The sequence below is a fragment of the Tsukamurella conjunctivitidis genome (assembly GCF_007858475.1).
In the GTDB taxonomy this organism is placed as follows: Bacteria; Actinomycetota; Actinomycetes; order Mycobacteriales; family Mycobacteriaceae; genus Tsukamurella; species Tsukamurella conjunctivitidis.
This window is the reverse complement of record NZ_VIGX01000226.1, coordinates 1-559: the sequence shown is the minus strand read 5'-3', so window position 1 is coordinate 559 and position 559 is coordinate 1. Positions and strand designations below refer to the sequence as shown.

Here is a 559-nt window from a genome sequence, read left to right as displayed (position 1 = left end):
TTGCACCATAAGGGATAAATCCGCCATAGAGCGCTAAACCGTTCATGATCGCCGCCATTCCAAATTCACGTACTCCGAAGCGGATATAGTTTCCTTCACCGGTTGTGATATCGAGATCTCGGCTTCCTTTGAAGAAGGTATTGTTAGAAGGTGTTAAGTCTGCAGAACCACCGACAATCTCGGCAAGATTTGTCGCTAAGAGGTCGAGTGCATTTTTGCTTGCAACACGAGTTGCAATATTCTCTTCTTTCTCATTGACGCTTTTGAGCGCTGCGGCAAAGATCTCTTCAAAGTTATCGGGAAGTTCACCTGCAATTCTGCGAAGAAGTTCATCGGCTTTTTCGGGGTGATCAGCAACATAAGCATCGAAGCGGCTATTCCACTCCTCTTCACGTTGATCGCCGGCAGTACGTGCATCCCAAGCTTGATAGATCTCTTCAGGTACTTCAAAAGGACCATAATTCCAGCCAAGGCTTGCTTTTGTTGCAGCAATTTCATCAGCGCCAAGAGGAGCGCCATGAGTCGCTTCCGATCCCTCTTTGTTAGGAGAGCCTTTACC

General features: G+C 47.4%; 1 protein-coding gene. It reads right to left on the bottom strand.

Annotated elements, in window-relative coordinates; all coding sequences use genetic code 11:
* On the bottom strand, positions 1–559 hold a 559-nt coding region (locus tag FK530_RS27660; protein ID WP_500487596.1), incomplete at both ends, for a thiamine pyrophosphate-binding protein.